The organism is Pseudomonas inefficax (genome assembly GCF_032164165.1).
GTDB lineage: Bacteria > Pseudomonadota > Gammaproteobacteria > Pseudomonadales > Pseudomonadaceae > Aquipseudomonas > Aquipseudomonas inefficax.
In genome coordinates, this window is the sequence record NZ_CP134401.1 from 4,478,414 (window position 1) to 4,501,529 (window position 23,116).

20 protein-coding genes are annotated in these 23,116 nt (G+C 64.0%); 14 read left to right on the plus strand and 6 right to left on the minus strand.

The features are described 5' to 3' along the window. Positions 1-254: 254 nt before the first annotated feature. The gene (locus RIN61_RS20275; RefSeq protein ID WP_313853691.1) at positions 255-2,666 is read right to left on the minus strand and encodes a TonB-dependent siderophore receptor; all 2,412 of its coding nucleotides are present in this window, start codon (positions 2,664-2,666) and stop codon (positions 255-257) included. Between the two features lie 244 nt (positions 2,667-2,910). Here RIN61_RS20275 and RIN61_RS20280 point away from each other — a divergent pair, with 244 nt between their 5' ends. Beyond that, positions 2,911-3,948, plus strand: a complete 1,038-nt coding sequence (locus tag RIN61_RS20280; RefSeq protein ID WP_313853694.1) for a sterol desaturase family protein — start codon at positions 2,911-2,913, stop codon at positions 3,946-3,948. On the opposite strand, the gene RIN61_RS20285 is transcribed toward RIN61_RS20280, so the two are convergent. Further along, entirely contained in the window at positions 3,945-4,850 is a 906-nt protein-coding gene (locus RIN61_RS20285) for a LysR family transcriptional regulator (RefSeq protein ID WP_313853696.1), read from the minus strand. The genes RIN61_RS20280 and RIN61_RS20285 overlap by 4 nt on opposite strands. 212 nt (positions 4,851-5,062) lie before the next feature. Here RIN61_RS20285 and RIN61_RS20290 point away from each other — a divergent pair, with 212 nt between their 5' ends. The 8 genes from RIN61_RS20290 to RIN61_RS20325 all read left to right on the plus strand — a co-directional run bounded on the left by RIN61_RS20290 (position 5,063) and on the right by RIN61_RS20325 (position 13,918). After that, on the plus strand, positions 5,063-5,749 hold the full coding sequence (locus RIN61_RS20290; protein WP_112253306.1) for a hydrolase: 687 nt from the start codon (positions 5,063-5,065) through the stop codon (positions 5,747-5,749). A 701-nt stretch (positions 5,750-6,450) separates the two neighbouring features. Further along, entirely contained in the window at positions 6,451-6,708 is a 258-nt protein-coding gene (locus RIN61_RS20295) for a hypothetical protein (RefSeq protein WP_112253305.1), read from the plus strand. 102 nt (positions 6,709-6,810) lie between these two features. Beyond that, a complete protein-coding gene (locus RIN61_RS20300; RefSeq protein WP_039614149.1) occupies positions 6,811-7,098 on the plus strand; it encodes a DUF3077 domain-containing protein in 288 nt (95 codons plus the stop codon). A gap of 176 nt (positions 7,099-7,274) precedes the next feature. Then, positions 7,275-8,369 carry a dimethylsulfone monooxygenase SfnG gene (sfnG, locus tag RIN61_RS20305; RefSeq protein WP_313853700.1) on the plus strand — a complete coding sequence of 365 codons (1,095 nt, stop codon included), beginning with the start codon at positions 7,275-7,277 and terminating at the stop codon, positions 8,367-8,369. A gap of 434 nt (positions 8,370-8,803) precedes the next feature. Next, the gene (locus RIN61_RS20310) at positions 8,804-9,286 is read left to right on the plus strand and encodes a formate dehydrogenase subunit gamma (protein WP_112253308.1); all 483 of its coding nucleotides are present in this window, start codon (positions 8,804-8,806) and stop codon (positions 9,284-9,286) included. Next, positions 9,280-10,839 carry a formate dehydrogenase beta subunit gene (locus tag RIN61_RS20315; protein ID WP_313853702.1) on the plus strand — a complete coding sequence of 520 codons (1,560 nt, stop codon included), beginning with the start codon at positions 9,280-9,282 and terminating at the stop codon, positions 10,837-10,839. The genes RIN61_RS20310 and RIN61_RS20315 overlap by 7 nt, the downstream gene beginning before the upstream one ends. Further along, the gene (fdhF, locus tag RIN61_RS20320; protein WP_112253302.1) at positions 10,836-13,718 is read left to right on the plus strand and encodes a formate dehydrogenase subunit alpha; all 2,883 of its coding nucleotides are present in this window, start codon (positions 10,836-10,838) and stop codon (positions 13,716-13,718) included. Before RIN61_RS20315 ends, fdhF begins: the two co-directional genes overlap by 4 nt. Further along, positions 13,715-13,918, plus strand: coding sequence for a formate dehydrogenase subunit delta (locus RIN61_RS20325; protein WP_112253301.1), 204 nt, complete (start codon positions 13,715-13,717; stop codon positions 13,916-13,918). The genes fdhF and RIN61_RS20325 overlap by 4 nt, the downstream gene beginning before the upstream one ends. Before the next feature lie 143 nt (positions 13,919-14,061). Here the strand turns inward: RIN61_RS20325 and RIN61_RS20330 are convergent, their stop codons facing one another. Further along, positions 14,062-14,925 carry a universal stress protein gene (locus RIN61_RS20330; RefSeq protein ID WP_215521164.1) on the minus strand — a complete coding sequence of 288 codons (864 nt, stop codon included), beginning with the start codon at positions 14,923-14,925 and terminating at the stop codon, positions 14,062-14,064. 153 nt (positions 14,926-15,078) lie between these two features. On the opposite strand from RIN61_RS20330, the gene miaE reads away from it, so the two are divergent. Then, positions 15,079-15,696, plus strand: a complete 618-nt coding sequence (gene miaE / locus RIN61_RS20335; RefSeq protein ID WP_015269630.1) for a MiaE family protein — start codon at positions 15,079-15,081, stop codon at positions 15,694-15,696. Between the two features lie 22 nt (positions 15,697-15,718). Here miaE and RIN61_RS20340 read toward each other — a convergent pair whose 3' ends face one another. Continuing rightward, positions 15,719-16,039, minus strand: coding sequence for an ElaB/YgaM/YqjD family protein (locus tag RIN61_RS20340; protein WP_112253299.1), 321 nt, complete (start codon positions 16,037-16,039; stop codon positions 15,719-15,721). A 129-nt stretch (positions 16,040-16,168) separates the two neighbouring features. Between RIN61_RS20340 and RIN61_RS20345 the strand changes: the two genes are divergently transcribed. Further along, positions 16,169-16,432: a hypothetical protein gene (locus RIN61_RS20345; protein ID WP_003256287.1), complete on the plus strand. Its 264-nt coding sequence runs from the start codon at positions 16,169-16,171 to the stop codon at positions 16,430-16,432. An 18-nt stretch (positions 16,433-16,450) separates the two neighbouring features. Here RIN61_RS20345 and RIN61_RS20350 read toward each other — a convergent pair whose 3' ends face one another. Continuing rightward, on the minus strand, positions 16,451-16,933 hold the full coding sequence (locus RIN61_RS20350; protein ID WP_313853710.1) for an LEA/WHy family protein: 483 nt from the start codon (positions 16,931-16,933) through the stop codon (positions 16,451-16,453). 135 nt (positions 16,934-17,068) lie between these two features. On the opposite strand from RIN61_RS20350, the gene RIN61_RS20355 reads away from it, so the two are divergent. Further along, positions 17,069-18,190, plus strand: a complete 1,122-nt coding sequence (locus RIN61_RS20355) for a sigma-70 family RNA polymerase sigma factor (RefSeq protein WP_313853712.1) — start codon at positions 17,069-17,071, stop codon at positions 18,188-18,190. A gap of 226 nt (positions 18,191-18,416) precedes the next feature. Further along, positions 18,417-20,843 carry a TonB-dependent receptor gene (locus tag RIN61_RS20360; RefSeq protein ID WP_313857654.1) on the plus strand — a complete coding sequence of 809 codons (2,427 nt, stop codon included), beginning with the start codon at positions 18,417-18,419 and terminating at the stop codon, positions 20,841-20,843. Positions 20,844-21,039: 196 nt separating this feature from the next. Here the strand turns inward: RIN61_RS20360 and RIN61_RS20365 are convergent, their stop codons facing one another. Beyond that, positions 21,040-21,930 (minus strand): LysR family transcriptional regulator, encoded by an 891-nt coding sequence (locus tag RIN61_RS20365; protein WP_112253295.1) that lies wholly within the window; start codon positions 21,928-21,930, stop codon positions 21,040-21,042. A gap of 102 nt (positions 21,931-22,032) precedes the next feature. Here RIN61_RS20365 and RIN61_RS20370 point away from each other — a divergent pair, with 102 nt between their 5' ends. Then, a complete protein-coding gene (locus tag RIN61_RS20370) occupies positions 22,033-23,112 on the plus strand; it encodes an extracellular solute-binding protein (protein WP_112253294.1) in 1,080 nt (359 codons plus the stop codon). The last annotated feature ends 4 nt before the right edge of the window (positions 23,113-23,116 follow it).

Here is a 23,116-nt window from a genome sequence, read left to right on the forward strand (position 1 = left end):
ATGGAGGTGCCTAGCCGTGATTGCTGTATCCGGGATTGTCCTGACCGTACCGTGGATGGTACCGGTGCTTGCGGTGTTCGCAGGGGAGGGCAGTAGGGTGAGTGCGATCGCTGGCGCTTCCGTGCAAGGGAAAGCGCCAGCGTAACTGTCCCGGCATGATCAGTCGACTGGCCGCAGCGGTAGTTCACCCCGATCAATGAGGCGCGCTGGCTACCGCATTGCGTTCGCCAGAAAACGCTTGTAGGCCACCTGGGTCAGAATGCGTACACCAAGGTGGCCGTGGCGCTACGCGGGCTGCCATACCAGCCACGTGAGCCGATCGCCGTGTAGTAGGTCTTGTCGAACACGTTGTCGAGGTTCAGCGAGACGCTGGTTTGCGGCGTGAGGGCATATTGCGCCATGAGGTTGACCACGCTGTAGGCACCCTGGGTGAAGGTCTCGTGGTTGGGGCCTGCGTTTTTCTCGTACTCCGAGCCTTGCCAGCGCACACCACCGCCCACTTTCAACTGTGGCAGTGACTGCAGTCGGTAGCTGGTGAACAGTTTGAGGGTGTCGCGGGGTACTTCGGTGAGCAGGCGGTCGCCATCTGAGTTCTTGCTCACGGCATAGGTGTAGCTGGCCGATACTTGCCAGTCAGGCAGGATCTCGCCCGCCATTTCCATCTCGAAACCGCGGGTCCTGGTGCCGGACTCGGCACGGTAGGCCTGGTTGCCGTCCGGCGCCTTTTTGTCGCCGTCCTTCACGGCCAGGTTGTCCTGGTGCACTTCGAACACGCTGAGTGCAGCAGTCAGGCGCTTGTCCCAGAACTCGCTCTTCAGGCCCAGCTCGTAGTTCACGCCCTCCAACGGGTCGATGTAGCTGCCCGATGCAGTCTGTTTGTCTTGCGGGTTGAAGATGGTGGTGTAGCTGGCATAGGCCGACCAGTTGTCATTGATGTCGTAAACCAGCCCGATGTAAGGGGTGACGACCCCGGTTTCGCTGCGCGAGGTGTGTTTGGTTTCACCGCTCGCCAACTGCTCCTCGGTTTCGTCACGTCGCCAGTCGATCACCCGCGCGCCGGTAATCAGCGACAGGTCATCGGCCAGGCTCCAGCGCACCGAAGCCACCAGGCCGTCCTGGGTTTCGTCCAGCGCATTTTCCGTCGTCTTGTTGTGGATGGCGTCAGGTATTGGCAACGAGCCATCCCAGTCATGGATGTTGTCGATGTCCTGCCAGGTCCAGAGATGGTAGCCGTCGTTGCGGTAGTAGGCCCGGTAGTGGCTGAGCCCGACGTACGCTTGGTGCTCGCGCGATAGCACTTCGAACGGGCCCGTAGCCGACAGGTCGAACGAGGTCTGCCGAGGTTCGCCTGCCCAACGACCAGTCCAGGTCTGGATGCCGCTGCCATCAGGGTTGACTGTGCCGCTGGCGGCGGTGGCAAATACGTCGTCGTAGCTTCGGCGACTGTGCTCAGCGTTGAATTTCAGGTGCCAGCCGTTGGCCAGGTCGTGATCCAGTGTGGTGAACAGGGTCTTGGTGCGACGCTTGTGATAACTCCAGTCCGAGGCCGAATTGAACGAGCGGGAAGGGCTGAAGTGACTGCCATCGGAGTTGAACATCGGGAAGCCGTGGTTACCGGCGCCGTCGTTGTCCATTTCCTGATATTCGGCCCCCACGGTCAGCATCGTGCTGTCGGTGATATCCCATTCCAGCACCCCATAGGCCACCTGCCGTTCCAGGGACTGGCGGTCTACGTAGCTCTGGCTGTCGGTGTTCGAGGCCACGAGGCGCCCGCGTACGTGGCCGCTTTCGGACAGCTTGCCGGACACATCCAGCTCGGTGCGGTAAGTGTCCCACGAGCCTGCTTTCAGGGTCAGCTTGCGTTGCGTTTCAAAGGTCGGCTTCTTGCGAATCAGGTTGACGGTCGCACCGGGGTCACCGGTGCCGGACATCAGCCCCGTGGCACCGCGTACCACCTCGACCCGGTCATACGACACCATGTCGGCAAGGTCATCGCGAAAGCCAAAGCTGTTGGGCCGGTTGAGGCCGTCGACCTGGATGGTGCCGACTTCAAAACCACGTACGTAGATATGGTTGGCGTCGCTGCCGGCCGGCCCCATGCTGTCGACGACCACGCCTGGGGTCTGTTCCAGTACCTGGGCAACATCGTTCAGGTTCTGGTCTTCGATCTGCTGGCGGGTCACCACGCTTATCGACTGTGGTGTCTCGCGTGCCGAGAGGCGCAGCCCGGTTGCCGTATTGGCCGAACCTGTGGTGTAGCTGCCGCTGCCTTCGGTGGTGGCACCCAGCCCTACGCTGGAGACCGTCGTTGCAGCGAGTTCCATCGTGCCGTCCTGGCCGGGTCGGGCCAGCATGTAGTGCTTGTCTCCCGCTTGCTGCACCTGCAGGCCGCTGCCTTGCAGCAGTTGTGCGAGGCCTTGCTCCAGCTCGTAACTGCCCTGCAGGCCCTCACTGCGCAGGCCAGTGATTTCTTCGTTGCTGGCGCTGACAGTCACCCCGCTTGCCGTGGCGAACTGGTTGATTGCAACTTCCAGCGGCCCCGCCGGGATGCTGTAGCTGACAGGCACGGCCCAGGCATTGGCACTGGCCAGCAGCGAACCCGAAAGGCTCGCCATTAGTGCGGCTTGGCGAATGCTGAAGGCGGGGGGAGAAAAACAGGCGGACATCCATTGGCTCCTTTCGATGGACTTTGCGGACGCAATAGTGAGAAGCGTATTGATAATAATAATGCTTCGCATAAAGGCGGCCGGATACTTGTCTTTCCTCCTGCTGTTGTCAATCCGTGTCTTGCGTTTTTGCGGGCGGGTGCAAGCCACTGCCCGTTGCTTGCAGCACCAGGCCATGCATAAAACCACTGGAGTAAATAAATCTGATTTACAATTGCGTCCCTTTTGCCGAGGCTGACGATTCGTGGATGCGCTGTCGCTTGTCTATCAGCACCTGACCGAGTGGGTAATCACGCCTGTTACCGACCAGTTGCTCGGCATTTTCAATATGAACGGCCGTTTCGGGGCCTTGTTCCTTTGCATATCCTACGGTGCAGCCTATGGCCTGTTCCGCGTCAGGAAGCGGCGCGGCCTGAGCAGCGCCCATTCGTTCTGGCAATTCATCGGCGGCGCCCGTGTACATCTTCATCCCTCTGCGCTGCTGGATTACCGCTACTACTTCGTGCGGGCAATCCTCAAGGTTGCGCTGGTGCTGCCTGTCGTCCAGCTGGTCGATCCGTACATCCTGCGCTCCGGCGATTACCTGGCCTTTTTCAGCAACCTCTGGGGCGCACGCCCGCGCGTGGGCGAGAACCTCGCCCTGTCCCTGCTTTACGGGTTGGGCGTGTTCCTGCTCAAGGACTTCATTCATTACTGGGCGCACCGGGCCTTCCACTCCCGTTGGCTCTGGGCCTTTCACAAGGTCCATCATTCGGCACCCGTGCTGGTGCCGGCGACGGCGAGCCGGGTACATTTTGTGGAAAAGATCGTCGAGAAACTGAGCACCGGCATTTGCATCGGCCTCTACGCCGGGTGCTTCTGGTACCTGTGCGGCGGTGAAGTCAGCCGCTATACCCTGTTCGGCGTGACCTACCTGGTGTTCATCTTCAACAGCCTGGCGGCCAACCTGCGGCATAGCCATGTCTGGCTGTCGTTCGGCCCGCAGCTGGAGCATGTGTTGAACAGCCCGGCCCAGCACCAGATCCATCACAGTGACGCCCCACGCCATTTCAACCGCAACTTCGGCACCAACCTGTCCCTCTGGGACTGGATGTTCGGCACGCTCTATGTCACCACATCGACGCCTGAAAGCATCCGCTTCGGCACCGGCGAGCAAGACCACCAGCGTTACCTGACGGTCTATAGCCTGGTCATCACGCCATTTGTCGAAACAGGCCGCAAGGTCCTGGTGAAACGCCAGCGCAAGGCTGTGCTGGGCGCATCCGGCAGGGCAGGCCGTTAGCTGATCCCGCTGTTGGCAAATTCGTCGCCGAGAAAGTCCAGTAGCGCCCGCACCGATGGAAGCAGACCACGACGGGACGCATAGACGGCATGGACAACTCCCGTGCGGGGCGCCCAGTCTGGCAGCAGGTTCACAAGCTTGCCGTCATTCAGGTCTTCACGCACCACCACGGCGGGCATGTGCACCGCACCGGCTCCCGCAAGCGCGGCCTGGCGCAGGGCGACAAGGTCGTCGGTGACCATTCGCGGCTGATAGCGCACTTGCGCGCTGGCATCCTCGGGGCCATCCAGCTGCCAGTAGTATTCGCGTTGTACAACGCCCCAGTGCAGTGTCGGCAGGGCAGCAATATCGGTAGGGGTCGGCCTTGCCGGAAGGTGCTCGCGCAATGCCGGGGCGCCCACCACATGCTGCCGGCTTTCGCCCAGCACCTTCATCACCAGGTCACTGCTCTCCAGTGGGGGAAAGCGCACCCGCAAAGCGATGTCGATGCCTTCCGGGATCAGGTCCACCTGGCGGTTGGTGCTCTGCACATGCAACTCCACCAGCGGGTACCGCACCATGAATCGCGCCAGCATCGGGCCGACCCAGAAGTTCAGCAGCGCCGTGGGACAGCTCAGGTTCACCACTCCGCGCGGCTCGGCGCGGTGCTGCTCGACGGCCTCGGTGGCCGCCGCCGCTTCCACCAGCATCGCCACACAGTGCCGGTAGAACACCTGGCCGATCTCGGTCACCGAGAAGTGTCGCGTCGAACGCTGGATCAGCCTCACGCCCAGGCGCTCCTCCAGCCCGGCAATGCGCCGGCTGAGCTTCGACTTGGGTTCGCCCAGTGCGCGGCCGGCCGGGTTGAAACCGCCGTGCTCCACCACCTGGGCGAAATAGTAGAGGTCGTTGAGGTCTTGCATTTCAGTGTTCCTCTGGCAGAACACTGATAGTAGTTTTTGCCAACTACCGAAGCAATTGTTCCATCCGTATCGTGACTCCATAGCAGAGCGGACATTTCGGGCAGATGGCCCGCCATGTCACACCCCCGGACTTAGGCGACGCCTGGTCCGGATGAACGCCCGCGCAGGAGGCGCGGGTTTCCCGGCCCGGATGCCCTGTCAGGAGAACCGACATGACCAACTTCTCGCAGATTGCCAACTTCAACGGCCAGCGCCCGGTGATCGACCCCGACGACACTGCCATGCTGCTCATCGACCACCAGAGCGGCCTGTTCCAGACGGTCAAGGACATGCCCATGACCGAACTGCGCAACAACGCCATCACCCTGGCCAGGATCGCCACCCTGGCGAAGATCCCGGTGATCACTACCGCCTCGGTGCCGCAGGGCCCCAACGGCCCGCTGATCCCAGAGATACACGAGGCTGCGCCCCATGCGCAGTACGTGGCGCGCAAGGGTGAGATCAACGCCTGGGACAACCCCGAATTTGTCGCCGCTGTGCAGGCCACCGGCAAGAAGACCCTGGTCATCGCCGGCACCATTACCAGCGTGTGCATGGCCTTCCCGGCGATCGCCGCAGTCAACGCCGGCTACCGTGTGTTCGCGGTGATCGATGCCTCCGGTACCTATTCCAAGGCCGCCCAGGAAATCACCCTGGCCCGCGTCGTCCAGGCCGGCGTGGTGCCTATGGACACCGCCGCAGTCGCCTCGGAAATCCAGCGCACCTGGAACCGCCCCGACGCCGCGCAGTGGGCCGAGGCCTACAGCCTGATCTTCCCGCACTACCGCCTGCTGATCGAAAGCTACGCCAAGGCCCAGCAGGTCGTGACGGAGCACGAAGTGCTCGATTCGCAACGTTGATGGCTTGCGGCCCGGTGGTTTGCTGCCGGGCTGTACTTGTGGGAGCAACTGTCTTGCCCCATCAGGTTGCCTCATTGCCTGTAGGAGCAGCCTTGTGCTGCGAAGAGGCCGCTACCGGCAAAGAGGATTTTTTGCCCTACCGGCCTCTTCGCAGCACAAGGCTGCTCCTACTGATCCTGTGCATGTCTGGAAGTCGGTGCTGATAATGTGGGAGCGGCTTTAGCCGCGAAGAATCCAACTCGGTGCATGGCACCGGCTGCGCCGGTGTTCGCGGCTAAAGCCGCTCCCACAGGGGCCCTGCTAATGCAATGAGTTAGTGCTGCTCCATGAGAGCCCACGCCGCCGTGTTGCTGCTGTGCCGTGAGAATGGTTGTTCCTACAAGAACTAATCAGATTTTTCCCCTTCCTCGTAGTCCATTTCTGAATCATCCTTTTCAAGCCGTTTCACCATTGCGATGGAAACCTGAGCCCCCTAGTCTCGCCTTGTCGTTGCAAATTCAACGACCGGGTCTGCAAGCCCGTTGCTTGGTTTGGTCTCAGTTTGCTGTTGGCTTCGTTCAATGGTGGCTGCGTGCGGGTGGTCTTCGGGCCAGCCGGGAACCGACCTCCAAGCCCGGTCTTGCAGGCCCGCATGTAGCCGCCACCCTATCATCTGCAAGTGATCTGGCGACGGTCCGACTTGTTATTGTCTGGAGGCTGTCATGCTTAAACTCGTTCCCGATCCACCTTTCTCAAACGACCCATCTCATCACCTGGAAGACACCCTGACCCAGGCCACGGAATACGTGCTCTGCGCCTTGTCCGTAGGTCATCACGCCGTAGCCTCGCTGCCCAGATCTCCCGCCACGATCATGACCCTGGCGGTCATGCATGAAATGGAGGCTGTGCGCATGCTGCTGGAGTCGGCGATTGCGCAGGTGCAGCTTCGAGACGGGCAGCCGATGCATACATTGCATTGATGGGCTGACTTTCAAATTTTGCCAGCCTGGCGGTGCGGTTTTCCTACCAGGGACTGCAACCGGGAAATCGCACTGGCCGGCAGATTCAAAAGAGGGTTTCAGATGGACAAGGAATTGGATGACGACACTGGCACGCTGGGCCTGACCGTAGGCGCGGCCACCTTCCTGGACGGTGTGCTGGACGGCAAGAAACTGTTCCGCGTAGAGGCGGGAAACTGCTGTGACCATGCCATCGAACAAGCGTCGGTATTGATGGATTGCTCACGGCGAGCATCGTTTATCGGGGTGATGGACAACGAACCGGTGCTGGTCTGGGCTTCGCACTTTCTGTGCGACATGGCCAAGGCGCTGATGGATGACGCGCATATGGGCATGCGCAAGAACCGCTGACCTGCCCCCGGGGCGGCGATGTTGTGCAGGCAACAGCGTTCCAGCAGCTTGTTTGACCGCATGCAGCCAGCATCGCCGACAAATTGAACTAACCGATTGAAATAAGGGCACTTTAAAGCCTGGCATGTTTGCTGCTCCTGTCTCCTTGAACCCAAGGGTCACCAAGGAGCCTTACCATGAGCCAAGCCCCAATCAAGTTCGCCTACTGGGTCCCCAACGTCAGTGGTGGCCTGGTGGTCAGCACCATCGAACAGCGCACCAGTTGGGACATCGACTACAACCGCAAGCTCGCGCAAATCGCCGAACAGGCCGGTTTCGACTACGCCCTGTCGCAAATCCGGTTCACCGCCGGCTACGGCGCCGACAACCAGCACGAGTCGGTCACCATCAGCCACGCGCTGCTCGCTGCCACGGAAAAGCTCAAGGTCATCGCTGCCATCCTGCCGGGCCCGTGGAACCCGGCGCTGGCGGCCAAGCAGCTGGCGAGCATCGACCAGTTCACCAACGGCCGCATCGCCATCAACGTGGTCTCGGGCTGGTTCAAGGGCGAGTTCCACGCCATCGGCGAACCCTGGCTGGACCACGACGAACGCTATCGCCGTTCCGAGGAATTCATCCGTGCGCTGAAGGGCATCTGGACCCAGGACAACTTCACCTTCAACGGCGACTTCTATCGCTTTCGTAACTACAACCTCAAACCCAAGCCGCTGCAGCAGCCGCACCCGGAGATTTTCCAGGGCGGCAGCTCGCGCGCCGCAAGGGACATGGCGGCGCGCGTGTCGGACTGGTACTTCACCAACGGCAACAGCGTGGAAGGGATCAAGGCGCAGGTCGACGATATCCGCGCCAAGGCGGCGGCCAACGGCCATTCGGTGAAGATCGGAGTCAACGCCTTCATCATCGCCCGCGACACCGAAGAGCAGGCGCGCGCGGTGCTGCAGGAAATCATCGACAAGGCCAACCCCGAGGCGGTGCGGGCGTTTGGCCAGGAAGTGAAGCATGCCGGTTCTGCCAGCCCGGAGGGTGAGGGCAACTGGGCCAGGTCCAGCTTCGAAGACCTGGTGCAGTACAACGATGGCTTCAAGACCAACCTGATCGGCACACCGCGGCAGATTGCCGAGCGCATCGTTGCGCTGAAGGCAGTGGGTGTGGATCTGATCTTGTCCGGGTTCCTGCACTTCCAGGAGGAGGTAGCGTACTTCGGCGAACATGTGCTGCCGCTGGTGCGTGAACTGGAGGCCGGGCGCAGCGTGGACAAGGCTGTGGCCTGAAGCCGGGCGCAGGGCGGGCTCGGCACCTTGCCTTGGGCTGCCGGAGCACCCCGTGGGAGCGGGCATGCCCGCGAACACCGGCGTAGCCGGTGCCATGCACAGCGTTGGATTCTTCGCGGGCGCGCCCGCTCCCACAGGGTACGCGGACCGCTTGCGCATTCAGTTCTCTAAGCCACAGCGCGGCAGACTGCATAAGGCCAGAAACAACCCGCGTCGGTTTCAGGATGCGCCTGGTCGTTCGCACGCAATCCCCGGGCGCCACAAGTGCCATGCTTGCAGGATGCCTCGGACCAGTGCGCGCAGACGTGCGGCCGCAGGCAAGGAGGCCGCTGGCACCACGCAACCGTGACGTGGCCGGCGCGCCGCAGCAGAACACGCCGGATACCTGCCCTCACAACAATTCAGGCAGGGTCCGTGATGCCGAGGTCCGCTGTATGCCTGATGAATTGCTCCACCTGCCTGTGATCCACCGCATTCTGGCCCGTGACAAGGATACCCCCGGCGCGCTGTTGCCGATCCTGCATGCCATCCAGCACGACATCGGCTACATCCCCGATGCCGCTGTCGCCGAAATTGCCCATGCCCTGAACCTCAGCCTGGCCGAGGTGCGTGGGGTGATCAGCTTCTACCACGATTTCCGCACCACGCCACCGGCGCGCCACACCCTGCGCCTGTGCCGCGCCGAGTCGTGCCAGAGCCGGGGCGCCGAGGCGCTGGCCGCGCAACTGCGCGAACAGCTGGCGCTGGACGACCACGGCACCAGCGCCGACGGCTCCATCAGCCTGCGCCCGGTGTACTGCCTGGGTGCCTGTGCCTGCTCGCCAGCGCTGGAACTGGACGGCCAGGTGCATGCGCGCCTTACCCCTGAGCGCCTGCGCGCGCTGGTCAACGCCTGCCAGGAGGACGCAGCATGCTGAAGCTGTATATCCCCTGCGATTCTGTAGCCCGCGCCGTCGGCGCCGACCAGGTCGCTGATGCCTTGCAGCAGGAGGCCGAGCGCCGTCAGCTGCCGCTGGACATCCAGCGCACCAGTTCCCGCGGGCTGTACTGGCTGGAGCCGCTGCTGGAGTGCGACAGCGCGCAAGGGCGCCTGGGTTTCGGCCCGGTCACCCCGGAAGATGTGCCGTCCTTGCTCGACGCCCTCGCCAGTGAAGCCGATGGCCACTCGCTGGCGCTGGGGCCGGTCGAGGACCTCCCTTACCTCAAGACCCAGCAGCGCCTGCTGTTCGCCCGCGCCGGTATCACCCGCCCATTGTCGCTGGACGACTACCGCGCCCATGGCGGTTTCGCCGGCCTTGAAGCGGCCGTGGCCATGGACGGCGCCGAGGTGGTCGCCGCCGTGCTCGATTCCGGCTTGCGCGGCCGCGGTGGTGCGGCGTTCCCGGCTGGCATCAAGTGGCGCACCGTGCGTGACGCCGGAGCCGGGCAGAAGTACGTGGTGTGCAACGCCGACGAGGGTGACTCCGGTACCTTTGCCGACCGCATGCTGATGGAAGGCGACCCGTTCCTGCTGATCGAAGGCATGATCATTGCCGGCCTCGCCGTGGGTGCCGACAAGGGCTACATCTATGTGCGTTCGGAATACCCAGACGCCATCCGCGTGCTCGACCAGGCCTTCGCCATTGCCCGTGACGCCGGCTACCTCGGCAGCGACGTGGCCGGCAGCGGCCAGGCCTTCGACCTGGAAGTGCGGGTCGGCGCCGGCGCCTATATCTGCGGCGAAGAAACCGCGCTGCTCGAATCCATCGAAGGCAAGCGCGGCATCGTCCGCGCCAAGCCTCCGCTGCCTGCGCTGCAGGGCCTGTTTGGCCTGCCGACGCTGGTGCACAACGTACTCACCCTGGCCTCGGTACCCATCATCATGGCCAAGGGCGCGGCGTTTTATCGCGACTTCGGCATGGGCCGCTCGCTGGGCACCATGCCGTTCCAGCTGGCCGGCAACATCCGTCAGGGCGGCCTGGTGGAGCGCGCCTTCGGCCTGACCCTGCGCGAGCTGGTGGAAGGCTATGGCGGCGGCACGGCCAGCGGCCGGCCGCTGAAGGCCGCGCAGGTTGGTGGCCCACTCGGTGCCTGGGTACCGCCAAGCCACTTCGACACGCCGCTGGACTATGAAGCCTTCGCCGCCATGGGCGCGATGCTCGGCCATGGTGGTGTGGTAGTGGCCGATGACACCCTGAACATGGCCAGCATGGCGCGCTTCGCCCTGCAGTTCTGTGCCGAGGAGTCCTGTGGCAAGTGCACCCCGTGCCGCATCGGCTCGACCCGAGGCATGGAAGTGGTCGACCGGTTGATCGCCACCAGCGACATGACCGAACGCCACGACCACGCGCTGTTGCTGCGTGACCTGTGCGACACCATGCAGTACGGCTCGCTGTGCGCCATGGGCGGCATGACTGCCTATCCGGTGGCCAGCGCGTTGAAGTACTTCCCCGCCGATTTCGGGCTGACCCACACGGAGGCCGCGCAGTGATCAATTTCTTCGACCCCGCTTCTGATAAAAGCAGCGACCTCGGCACCCCGGCCCGTGACAGCGAGGTACAGGTCAGCCTGAGCATCGATGGCCGTGCCGTCACTGTGCCCGCCGGCACATCGGTGATGCGCGCTGCAGCCATGCTCGGTACCAGCATCCCCAAACTGTGCGCCACCGACAGCCTCGAAGCCTTCGGCTCTTGCCGCATGTGCATGGTGGAAATCGAAGGCATGCGCGGTTACCCGGCCTCCTGCACCACCCCGGTCAGCGAAGGCATGGTGGTGCACACCGAAACCCCGCGCCTGGCCGGTTTGCGCCGCAACGTGATGGAGCTGTATATCTCCGACCACCCGCTGGACTGCCTGACCTGTTCGGCCAACGGCAACTGCGAGCTGCAGACCGTGGCCGGCCAGGTGGGCCTGCGCGAGGTTCGCTACGGCTATGACGGTGCCAACCACCTGGCCGAGAAGAAGGACGTATCCAACCCGTATTTCGACTACGAGCCAAGCAAGTGCATCGTCTGCAGCCGCTGCGTGCGCGCCTGCGAGGACATCCAGGGCACCTTCGCCCTGACTATCACCGGGCGCGGCTTCGAATCGCGCGTAGCGGCGGCGGGTGGGGAAAACTTCCTTGCCTCGGAATGCGTGTCGTGCGGCGCCTGCGTACAGGCTTGCCCGACCGCGACCCTGACGGAAAAGAGCCTGGTGCAGCTGGGCCAGCCCGAGCGTGCGGTCATCACCACCTGCGCCTACTGCGGCGTCGGCTGCTCGTTCCGTGCCGAAATGAAGGGCGACCAGTTGGTGCGCATGGTCCCCGACAAGAACGGCGGCGCCAACCACGGCCACGCCTGCGTCAAGGGCCGCTTCGCCTGGGGCTACGCCACCCACCCGGACCGCATCACCAAGCCGATGATCCGCAAGCGCCTGGAAGACCCGTGGCAGGAAGTCAGCTGGGACGAGGCGGTAACCTACGCCGCCAGCGAGTTCCGCCGCATCCAGCTGAAGTACGGTCGCGATTCCATCGGCGGCATCACCTCCAGCCGCTGCACCAACGAAGAAGCCTACCTGGTGCAGAAACTGGTGCGCACGGCGTTCGGCAACAACAACGTCGACACCTGCGCACGGGTATGCCATTCGCCCACCGGCTATGGCCTGAAGCAGACCCTGGGTGAATCGGCTGGTACGCAGAGCTTCGACTCGGTGATGCAGGCCGACGTGGTGCTGGTGATCGGCGCCAACCCCACCGACGCCCACCCGGTATTCGGCTCGCAGCTCAAGCGCCGCCTGCGTCAGGGTGCGCGGCTGATCGTGATCGACCCGCGGCGCATCGACCTGGTCGATTCGCCGCACGCCCGCGCCGAGCTGCACCTGCAACTGCGCCCCGGCACCAACGTGGCCATGCTCAATGCCCTGGCCCACGTGATCGTCACCGAAGGCCTGCTGGCCCAGCGCTTCATCGATGCCCGCTGCGAAACCGAGGATTTTGCCCGCTGGCGCGACTTCGTCAGCCTGGCGGAAAACGCCCCCGAAGTGCTTGGCCCGGTCTGCGGCGTGCCTGCCGAGCAGATCCGCGCCGCCGCCCGGCTGTACGCCACCGGCGGCAACGCGGCGATCTACTACGGCCTGGGCGTGACCGAGCACAGCCAGGGCAGCACCGCGGTGATGGGTATCGCCAACCTGGCCATGGCCACCGGCAACATCGGCCGTGAAGGGGTAGGGGTGAACCCGCTGCGCGGGCAGAACAACGTGCAGGGCTCGTGCGACATGGGCTCGTTCCCTCACGAACTGCCTGGCTACCGGCACATTTCCAACGAAGGCGTGCGCGCCGAGTTCGAGCGTGCCTGGGGCGTGACCCTGCAGCCCGACCCGGGCCTGCGCATCCCCAACATGTTCGAGGCGGCGCTGGATGGCAGCTTCAAGGCCTTGTACTGCCAGGGCGAGGACATTGCCCAGAGCGACCCCAACACCCAGCACGTCACCGCAGCCCTGCTGGCCATGGAGTGCGTGGTGGTGCAGGACATCTTCCTCAACGAAACAGCCAAGTTCGCCCATGTGTTCCTGCCGGGCAGCTCGTTCCTCGAAAAAGACGGCACCTTCACCAACGCCGAGCGGCGCATTTCGCGGGTGCGCAAGGTGATGGAGCCGCTGGCTGGCAAGGCTGACTGGGAGGCGACCGTGGCCCTGGCCAATGCCCTGGGGTACCCGATGAACTACCGCCACCCGTCCGAGATCATGGACGAGATCGCCCGCCTGACGCCTACCTTCCACCGCGTCAGCTACGCCGAGATCGACCGCCACGGCAGCCTGCAGTGGCCGTGTAACGACGCAGCGCCGGATGGCACGCCGACCATGCACATCGACCAGTTCGTACGTGGCAAGGGGCGCTTCATGCTCACCGGCTACGTGCCCACCGAAGAGAAGGTCAACAACCGCTACCCGCTGCTGCTGACCACCGGCCGCATCCTCAGCCAGTACAACGTCGGCGCCCAGACCCGGCGTACCGGCAACGTTGCCTGGCATGACGCCGACCGCCTGGAAATTCACCCGACCGATGCCGAGAGCCGTGGCATCCAGGACGGTGACTGGGTCGGTATCGGCAGCCGCGCCGGGCAGACGGTGCTGCGCGCCAAGGTCAGTGCACGGGTAGCGCCGGGCGTGGTGTACACCACGTTCCACTTCCCCGAGTCGGGGGCCAACGTGATTACCACCGACAACTCCGACTGGGCCACCAACTGCCCGGAGTACAAGGTGACGGCGGTGGAGGTGGTGAAAGTGTTCCAGCCTTCGCAGTGGCAGAAGCGCTATCAGGACTTCAGTGACGAGCAGCAGCGCTTGCTGAAGGAGCGCCGTATTGCGGAAAAAGCCGAGGTGCGCCGATGAGCAGTGAGAGCCTGGTCAAGATGGCCAACCAGATTGCCCATTACTTCGACAGCGAGCCAGACCGGGCGCTGGCGGTGCAAGGGGTACGCCAGCATCTGCAGAGCTTCTGGACGCCGGCGATGCGTCGGCAGCTGGCGCAATGGATCGAGGCCAATGCAGGAGAAGGGCTGGACCCGAAGGTCCAAGAGGCGTTGGCCTAGAGATTTTTTGTAAGAAATCTCCTGTGGGAGCGGGTTTACCCGCGAATGCGTCGTTGGACTCACCGCCGCTTTCGCGGGTAAACCCGCTCCCACAGGGGCCCTGCAATTTCAAGGAATCATGTGTCCTCCTGAGGAAGGCAAACTCAACCGCGGGCCAATTCCGCCAGGTGGGCAATTGCCTCCTCGCTCTTGAGCACCAGCACATCCCCCTCCAGCGCATCCAGCACCACCTCCGAGGTATTACCAATCAACGCCCCGGAAATCCCCGTGCGGCACACCGTGCCGATCACCGTCACCACCGCGTCCAGCTTCTTCTCGGTATGCGGAATCAGCACATCTGCAGGCCCTTCGGCCACATGCAGGCGGTCTTCGCTGATGTCGTACTCTGCCTGGAACGCCTTGCAAGCCTCGCGGTAGCGCTTTTCGATGGTCTCGCTCAGCTGGTACACCGGGTCCGATGCCGACAGCATCGGCGACGGATGGGCGCTGATGACGTGCAACTCACCCTTGGCCAGTTCGGCAATCTCGAAACCATGGTCGATGATGCTGGCATGCAGGCGGCGGTGGTCCTCGTCCTGGTTACCTACGTCCACCGCGGCCAGGATCTTGCCGCCGGTCCACGGCCGCTCGCTCTTGACCATCAGCACGGCACACGGGCACTGGCGCAGCAGCTTCCAGTCGCTGGGGGTGAGCAGGGCCTTTTTCAGCGGGTTGTCCGGGCGGTGTTCCTTGATCACCAACTCGCAGCCCTCGGCCTGCTGCACAGCGATGATGGATTCATGCAAGGTGTCATGCCAGGCCTGTTCATGGGTAACGTTGTCATAGCCATCATCATGCAGTTGGCTGCTCAGCAGGCTCAGCAGCGCGCTGTGGTCGTGCCTTTTGTCGCACATCAGCAGGTGCAGGCGGGCGCCGGTGAGGCCGGCGATCAGCTTGGCCCGGGTCAGCGCCCGGCTGTGGGCGTGCTCTGGGTCCAGGACGACGAGGATGCTGCGGACGGCTTGCATGGGCGTTAGCTCCCTTCAAAGGTGGCGACCAATGCCTGACTATAGTCGGCGCTTCCCCCGCTGGCGCTTGATGTACATCAAGCATAGTCACTGGCGCCGCCCGCCGCCGCCGGTATAATCGCCGGCCCTGCCTGTCCTGTGTGGTTGCACGTCATGTCCCTGATCCCCGAAATCGACGCCTTTCTTGGTTGCCCGACACCAGACGCCTGGATCGAAGCGGCGCTCGCCGACCAGGAAACCCTGCTGATCGACCACAAGAACTGCGAATTCAAGGCTGCCAGCACCGCCCTGAGCCTGATCGCCAAGTACAACACCCACCTCGACCTGATCAACATGATGTCGCGCCTTGCCCGCGAGGAGCTGGTGCACCACGAGCAGGTGCTGCGCCTGATGAAGCGTCGTGGCGTGCCGCTGCGCCCGGTGTCGGCGGGGCGTTATGCGTCGGGGCTGCGGCGGCTGGTGCGCGCCCACGAGCCGGTCAAGCTGGTGGATACGCTGGTGGTGGGGGCGTTCATCGAGGCGCGCAGCTGCGAGCGCTTTGCCGCGCTGGTACCGCACCTGGACGAGGAGCTGGGCCGCTTCTACCACGGCCTGCTGAAGAGCGAAGCGCGCCACTACCAGGGTTACCTGAAACTGGCGCACAACTACGGTGAAGAGGCAGATATCGCCCGCCGGGTGGAACTGGTGCGCGCAGCAGAGGTGGAACTGATTCAGTCACCGGACCAGGAGCTGCGCTTCCACAGCGGTATCCCGATGGCGCAGGCCGCCTGACTCGCGCCAGGCGGCCCAGGTGTCAGTGGCGGCGGCCCAGCAGCAGGCCGACCACCAGCCCGAGGCCTGCGGAAATGGCCACGGTCTGCCACGGGTGGCCACCGATGTAGTCCTGGGTAGCGTCCATCACCGGTTGCGCCTTGCTGCGCACCTTGTCGGCGGCATGGCGCGCCTGGCGTAGCTTCAGGCTTACCTGCGCGCGCAGGGTTTCCGCCTCGTCACCCACCAGGGCGGCGCTGTCGTTCAGCAGCCTTTCCGATTCTTCGATCAGCGCCTGCAGTTCGCTGAATACCTGGTCCTTGATCTGATCGCTGTCGGCCAGCGCGGCTTTTTTCCGGGCCATGAACTCGTCCTCGTCGATGGTGTGGCTTGAACAATGGATGCCGGCGCGTCGGGAAAGTTGCGGCGGCTTTGGGCTGTTGCAATACCTGGGTGTAAGATAGCGGCCATTTTCAAACTTGCAGGTACCTTCATGAGTTTCAATCTGGCCAACATGAGCTTCGAGGAACGGGCGCAGATCGAGGCAGAGAAGGCCCGGCTGTTCGAACTGTGGCAGAACAACCTGGGCAAGGCCAAGGGCGAAGCGGCGCGGCTGATCGCCGAAAAACCACGGCGCAAAGGCAAATGGGCCGAGTGGGTGCGTGCCGAGCTGGATGGCATGTCGCCGCCCGAATACGCCAACATGGTGCGCAGCGAAGTCAACAAGCTGATGGCCGCAGCCAGCGCCAGCCGCTGATCTCACTCTGCCAGGCGCTTACCAGTAAGTGCCCTTGGGCAGGTCCAGCTTGCCCTCGTCGGTAAAACGCACGGTCCCCAGCAGCCCGCCGGCCAGCTTGCCGCGCAGCACATAGGGCAGGCCCTGCAACGAGCCCGCCTGGCCCAGCCCATAGGCCTGGCGCAGGAAGGAAAACGCCGTGATGCTCACCGGCACCACGACCACTGCTTCGCCATAACGGCCGATGTGCCCCTGCTGGTCGCTGACCCCTGCAGCCAGCGGCTGGCCGTTCACTTCCAGGTTCAGGGCGATGCCGTTGTAGTCGATCGGCGCCTCGTTGGGGTTTTGTACCCGCATCTTCACCGCCATGCGCAGTTCCAGCTCCTGCCCGGGCAGCGGCTCGATACCGATCACGCTGATATTGACCGGGTCGCGTGCCTGGAACAGCGCACAGCCTCCCAGGCCGAAGGCCAGCAGCAGGACCAGAAACAGGCAGGCGTAGCGGTGCAGACGGGCAGCCATGGGGAGCGACCTTGCAAGGTTGGGCGAATGGGCAGTGTGGCAAATACGCGTCGGCGTTGAAAGTCTCCTTCCAGATGAAAGATACTGTTTCTCATTAACGCCCGATAACTTCTCCTACTGGCCGTTCCCAAACCCATGCTGACCTCTCCCGCGCCGGGCTTGCTGGCAAGTTTCCAGGAGCACTACGACGACCTGCTGCAGTTCCTGACCCGGCGCATGAGCGACCGCCAGCGCGCTGCCGACGTCGCGCAGGAAACCTACCTCAGGCTGGTGAGCATCGACCAGCAGGCGGTGCCGGTGTTACACGCGCGCAGTTTCATCTTCCGCGTCGCCGGCAACCTGGCGATCGATGCCTTGCGCCGCGAGCAGCGCATTGCCGCCAGCCACGACGACAGCGAGCGGGCAGGTGAGGTCGCCTGCCCGGCACCGGCCCCCGAGGCGGCCTTGCTGGCCCGGGAGCGCCTGCAGATCCTCGACCAGGCGCTGCTGCAGCTGTCCGACAATGCCCGCCAGGCGCTGTTGCTCAACCGCGTCGACGGCCTGACCCAGGCGCAAATCGCGCAGCGCCTGGGGGTTTCCGAGAGCATGGTGGCAAAATACATCGGCCAGGCCTTGCGCCATTGCCGTAACTGGCTGAAACAGGCTGGGGTGGCGGCTGCACTGGTGTTGGCCGTTGCTGTGGCGGGTTGGCAGCAGGCGCCGGTGCTGCTGGCGGATTACCACACCGGGGTCGGCGAGCGACAGGTGATCACCCTGGCCGATGGCACCCGGGTGACGCTGAACAGTGCCAGTGCCCTGAGCGTGGTGTTCAGCGACGATGAGCGGCGGGTGGTGCTGGAGGCTGGTGAGGCCTTGTTCGAGACCACCGATGATTCACGGCCCTTTGTGGTCGATACGGCTGGTGAGCGGGTGCAGGGGAGCGCGGCCATCTTCAGCGTGCGTCGCGATGGCAGCGTGGTATTGGCTCGTGGCGAAGCCAAGGTTGGCGCGCATGAACTGGCAATAACGGCCGATGCCGGCACGCAGTTGGCCTGGCAGCGCGGCAAGCTGATCTTCAACGGCAAGCCGCTGGGGCAGGTGCTGGCGGAGCTGGAGCGTTATCGGCATGGGCGGATCGTGCTGTCGGATGGCAAGCTGGCGGCGATGGAGGTGAGCGGGGTATTCGACCTCGATGAACCTGAGGCCCTGTTGCGCACCCTCGAGCAGCGCTATGGGCTGAAGGTCACCTACCTGCCGTGGTTGGCCGTGGTTCATTGATTCGCCTGTGCCGGCCTCTTCGCGGCTGAAGCCGCTCCCACAGATACTGCACAGGTCTGGAAGTCTGTGGAGATTCCTGTGGGAGCGGCTTCAGCCGCGAAAAGGCCGGCACGGGAAAAATTTTTTATCTTGCACTGCAAGTTCCTGCCAGCCAGATCGTCGTAGTGGGACTGATCAGCAACCAATTCTCATTTACGACTTGTCAGGAAGCTCATTCGTGCCTCTGATGCTCAAGCCTTTGCACCGCCGCCGCGGTCCGTTTCACCATGCCCTGATGTCCTGCAGTGCCCTGGCCATGCTGGTCGGTCCGCTGCAGGCGTTTGCCTCGCCCGCCACCGAACAGGCGCAGACCCAGGCCCGCCAGGTCCAGCTCGACCTGCCGGCCCAGCCGCTGGATCAGGCCCTGACCACGTTCGCCGACCAGGCCGGCCTGCACCTGCTGTACACCACCGGCGATGTCGCCGGCCAGGCCAGCCCGGCCTTGCAAGGCAGCTACAGCATCGAGCAGGCCCTGCAGCAGTTGCTGGCCGGCAGCGGCATGAGCTGGCAATTCAGCGATGCCCGCACGGTAACCCTGCGCAAGGTCGACCCCGCGCCGCAGGCGGTCAACCTCAAGCCGATCGAGGTCAGCGTGGCCTCGCGCACCAGCACCGCGATCAGCGAAATCCCCGGCACCGTGTGGGTGGTCGACCAGCAGCAGCTGCGCGAGCAGATCGACAGCGGCGTCAGCCTGAAGGAAGCCATCGGCAAGCTGGTGCCAGGCCTCGACCTGGCGCCGGAAGGGCGTACCAACTACGGCCAGAACATGCGCGGGCGCAACGTGCTGGTGATGATCGACGGGGTCAGCCAGAACAGCTCGCGCGGCCTGTCACGCCAGTTCGACAGCATTTCGCCGTTCAACGTCGAACGCGTCGAAGTGCTGTCTGGCGCCAGCGCCATCTACGGTGGCGGCGCCACCGGCGGCATCATCAACATCGTGACCAAGAAGGGCGAACCCGGCCCGGCGCGCTTCGAGACCCAGCTCGGTGCCAGCAGCGGCTTCAACAACAGCGACGACCTGGCCACCCGCTTCGCCCAGTCGATCAGTGGCGGCAACGAGCGGTTCAACGCCCGGCTGGGGGTTTCCGGCGAGCAGAACGAAGCCTTCTACGATGGCGCCGGCGACCAGATCTTCATCGACAACACCCAGACCGACCTGCAGTACAACCGCACCATCGACGTACTCGGCACCTTGGGGATGCAGCTGAACGACCAGCAGAGCCTGGACCTGTTGGCCCAGTACTATGACTCGGGCAACCACGGCAGTACCGGCATCTACTTCCCCAACCTGAACTACAACGCCCCATCCGACCTGGAAGATGCCGAACTGCGCAGTGGCTACTCGTCGGACCTGGAGCCACGCACCCGGCGCCTGCTGCTGAACGCCAACTACCACCACACCGACGTGCTGGGCCAGGACTTCTACCTGCAGGCCTCGTACCGCAAGGAAGACGACAACTTCTACCCGTTCCCGTACTACAACCGCGCCACGCCCACCGGTTCGCGCGGGGTGTACTTTGCCGCCTCGCAGCAGAACTTCGAAGTCACCAGCCTCAAGGGCCTGTTCGCCAAGCAGTGGGACGCGCTGAAGCTGACCTACGGCGTCGACCTGGACCGCGAGCGCTTCAACGCCGAGCAGACCACCTTCAACGCCCAGACTTCGTCCGAGTCGGGTGGCCTGGAGCTGGAAAAGGACAGCAAGGCCGCACGCTACCCCAGCTACCGGGTCGATGGCGTGTCGGTATACGCCCAGCTGGACTGGCATGCCACCGATAACCTGACCCTGTCCGGCGGCGCCAGGCGCCAGCAGATGGATGTGGACGTCAGCGACTTCAAGGGTGTGCCGGGCGGCAGCAACGATTACCAGGTCAACCTGTTCAACGTCGGTGCCATCTACGACTTCAAGAATGGCCACCAGGTATGGACCAACTACGGCGAAGGCTTCGACCTGCCCGATCCGGCCAAGTACTACGGCAAGCCCGGGCTGAGCGTGGCCGACAACCCGCTGGCCGGCATCAAGAGCCGCCAGGTGGAACTGGGCTGGCGCTATGCCGACCTGGACTGGGATGCCCAGGCGGCGCTGTACTACATCTGGTCGGACAAGATCATCAACGTCGACTCGCAGACGCTGACCATCAATGTGGAAGATCAGAAGAGCCGTGACTTCGGTTTCGAAGGCGCACTGACCCGGCACTTCCAGACCGGCTGGGAAGCTGGTGGCACCCTGCACCTGACCCGCTCCGAGGAAGAAGATGCTGATGGCGGCTGGATCAAGCGCGATGCCCGCTATGCCTCGTTGTCGAAGGCTACCGCGTTCGTCGGCTGGAAGGGCGATGGCCGCAGTGCACGGCTGCAGGCCAACCATGCCTTCAGCCTGAAGGACGATGCCGACCACGAGATCGACGGCTACACCACCTTCGACCTGCTGGGCAGCCAGGACACCGGCTTCGGTACTTTCAGCGCCGGCATCCAGAACCTGCTGGACAAGCAGTACAGCACGGTCTGGGGGCAGCGTGCGACGCTGTTCTACTCGCCGACCTACGGGCCGGCGTACCTGTATGACTACCAGGGGCGCGGGCGTACCTACACCCTGACCTGGAGCATGGCTTACTGAGCCTGCGCGGTTCTGTGGGAGCGGCCTTGTGTCGCGAAAGGGGTGCGAAGCGCCCCCAGGATTTCAGCTTTGCAGCACATATTGCCGGGGCCGCTTTGCGGCCCTTTCGCGGCACAAGGCCGCTCCTACAGAGACCGCACATGCCTGAGGAAGTCGCGGTCCCTGTGGGAGCGGGTTTACCCGCGAAGAGGCCCGGTCAGGCAAACGCCGCCAGTAAATCCTGCGCAAACGCCTGCTGTGCCTCGCCAACCACCTGCGCCCGGTGCCTGGCCAGGGTAAACGGCACCACGAAGTCCAGCCCAGGGTTCAGCGCCCACAGCAGCCCCTCAGCCTCCCACGCTTGCGCGCAGTGGCACGGCAGATAACCAATATGCCGCCCCGACAGAATGAACGTCAGCACGCTCTCGATCTGCTCCGCCACCGCCATGCTGCGCTGGCTCTGGAACGGCTCGCCGCCCTTTAAAAACCGGTACGGATGGCGCACCTGGTCCATCGCCGACAACCGCTCCCGCCCAACGCCAGCCTCACCGAACAGCACATGGCCCTTGCCGCAATACAGCCGTTGCCGTTCCTCGAACAGCGGCTGGTAATCGAAGGCTGCCTGGTTGCCGGAAAAGTAGCTGATGGCGTAATCCAACCGCTGCTCCAGCAACAACCGCTCCAGCTCCGCCGGCGGCGCACTGATCAGCTCCAGCTGCACCGCCTCCTCGCGCCTGCGAAACGCGGCAATGGCCGCCGCCAGCTTCAGGCTCACCGCCTTGTCCTGGTTCTCCGCCATGCCTAGGCGCACGGTCCCCAGCAGCCGCCCGGCAACGCCATTGGCCTGCTGGCGAAACTGTTCGATGTTCAGCAACAAGCCACGGGCGGCGTCCAGCAACAACGTGCCTTTCTCCGTCAGGTGAAAACCGCCCTTGCCGCGACTGCACAGGCGGTAACCCAGCCGCGCTTCCAGCTGCGCCATGCGCTGACTGATGGTGGGCTGGCTCAGGCCCAGCACCCCTTGCGCGGCGCTGAAGCCACCGGCCTCGACTACAGTGACGAACAGCCGCAGCAGGTGCAGGTCGGGGTCATGCACTTGTCCGAGCATTACATTGCTCCTGATGAATGTCAGCTTTGCAAACTTGCCATTTCAGCAATGTAACCCGGCTGGCATGCTCGCGGCATCCACCCATTTGCCGAGGTGTCCGCCATGCGTCGATCGTTGTGCCTGCTGTCCCTGGTCCTGGCCTTGCCGCTGCAGGCCGAAGAAAAGGTCGTCAACCTCTACAGCTGGGCCGACTATGTCGCCCCGCAAACTCTCCAGCGCTTCGAGCAGGAAACCGGCTACAAGGTGCGCTACGACACCTTCGATACCACCGAAGTGCTGGAAACCAAGCTGCTGACCGGTGGCAGCGGCTATGACGTGGTGGTGCCGTCGTCGGCGGTGCTGGCCCGGGCGCTCAAGGCCAACGCCCTGCAGCCGCTCGACCCCCAGGCCATGCCCGGCTATGCCAACCTCGACAAGGACCTGCTGGCCAAGCTCGCCGAGGCCGACCCCGGCAACCGCCATGCCGTGCCCTACACCTGGGGCACCTTGGGCCTGGGGGTGAATGTGGAGGCTGTGCGCCAACGCCTGGGGGATGTGCCGCTGGACAGCCTCGACCTGCTGTTCAAGCCTGAGTACGCCAGCCGGCTGAAGGACTGCGGCATCGCCATGCCCGACTCGCCCCAGGAGGTGATCGGCGTGGCCCTGAACTACCTGGGCAAGGACCCTTACAGCCAAGACAAGGACGACCTGGCCGCCGCGCAGAACCTGCTGAGCCAGCTGCAGCCGTCGATCAGCTACGTCGCCAATGGCCGGCAGATCAGCGACCTGGCAAACGGTAGCGTGTGCCTGGCGCTGACCTACAACGGCGATGCGGCGATGGCCGCCGACCAGGCGCGCCGTGCCGGCAAACCGTTCGAGCTGATCTACCGCATCCCCCGCGAAGGCACGCTGGTGTGGCAGGACAACCTGGTCATTCCCAAGGACGCCCCGCACCCCGAGGCCGCGCGGGCGTTCATCGCCTTCATGCTCAAGCCCGAGTCGGTGGCCGCGCTGACCAACACGCTGTTCTTCGCCAACGCCAACCAGGCGGCCACGCCGTTGGTGGACGAAGCGGTACGCAACGACCCGGACATCTACCCGTCGGCCGCAGTACGCCAGCGCCTGTATGCCGACCGCAGCATGGCCCTGGCCGACCTGCGCCAGCGCAACCGCCTGTGGACCGCGTTCCGCAGCCGCCAGTAACCAA

Bases quoted from the DNA above. Each gene is read 5' to 3' on its own strand.
- RIN61_RS20355 (WP_313853712.1), top strand. From the start codon at position 17,069: ATGCTGACCTCTCCCGCGCCGGGCTTGCTGGCAAGTTTCCAGGAGCAC.
- RIN61_RS20285 (WP_313853696.1), bottom strand. From the start codon at position 4,850: ATGCAAGACCTCAACGACCTCTACTATTTCGCCCAGGTGGTGGAGCAC.
- RIN61_RS20370 (WP_112253294.1), top strand. From the start codon at position 22,033: ATGCGTCGATCGTTGTGCCTGCTGTCCCTGGTCCTGGCCTTGCCGCTG.
- RIN61_RS20310 (WP_112253308.1), top strand. From the start codon at position 8,804: ATGCCTGATGAATTGCTCCACCTGCCTGTGATCCACCGCATTCTGGCC.
- RIN61_RS20300 (WP_039614149.1), top strand. From the start codon at position 6,811: ATGGACAAGGAATTGGATGACGACACTGGCACGCTGGGCCTGACCGTA.
- RIN61_RS20275 (WP_313853691.1), bottom strand. From the start codon at position 2,666: ATGTCCGCCTGTTTTTCTCCCCCCGCCTTCAGCATTCGCCAAGCCGCA.
- RIN61_RS20345 (WP_003256287.1), top strand. From the start codon at position 16,169: ATGAGTTTCAATCTGGCCAACATGAGCTTCGAGGAACGGGCGCAGATC.
- RIN61_RS20360 (WP_313857654.1), top strand. From the start codon at position 18,417: ATGCTCAAGCCTTTGCACCGCCGCCGCGGTCCGTTTCACCATGCCCTG.
- sfnG (WP_313853700.1), top strand. From the start codon at position 7,275: ATGAGCCAAGCCCCAATCAAGTTCGCCTACTGGGTCCCCAACGTCAGT.
- miaE (WP_015269630.1), top strand. From the start codon at position 15,079: ATGTCCCTGATCCCCGAAATCGACGCCTTTCTTGGTTGCCCGACACCA.
- RIN61_RS20325 (WP_112253301.1), top strand. From the start codon at position 13,715: ATGAGCAGTGAGAGCCTGGTCAAGATGGCCAACCAGATTGCCCATTAC.
- RIN61_RS20290 (WP_112253306.1), top strand. From the start codon at position 5,063: ATGACCAACTTCTCGCAGATTGCCAACTTCAACGGCCAGCGCCCGGTG.
- RIN61_RS20295 (WP_112253305.1), top strand. From the start codon at position 6,451: ATGCTTAAACTCGTTCCCGATCCACCTTTCTCAAACGACCCATCTCAT.
- RIN61_RS20350 (WP_313853710.1), bottom strand. From the start codon at position 16,933: ATGGCTGCCCGTCTGCACCGCTACGCCTGCCTGTTTCTGGTCCTGCTG.
- RIN61_RS20315 (WP_313853702.1), top strand. From the start codon at position 9,280: ATGCTGAAGCTGTATATCCCCTGCGATTCTGTAGCCCGCGCCGTCGGC.
- RIN61_RS20365 (WP_112253295.1), bottom strand. From the start codon at position 21,930: ATGCTCGGACAAGTGCATGACCCCGACCTGCACCTGCTGCGGCTGTTC.
- RIN61_RS20330 (WP_215521164.1), bottom strand. From the start codon at position 14,925: ATGCAAGCCGTCCGCAGCATCCTCGTCGTCCTGGACCCAGAGCACGCC.
- RIN61_RS20340 (WP_112253299.1), bottom strand. From the start codon at position 16,039: ATGGCCCGGAAAAAAGCCGCGCTGGCCGACAGCGATCAGATCAAGGAC.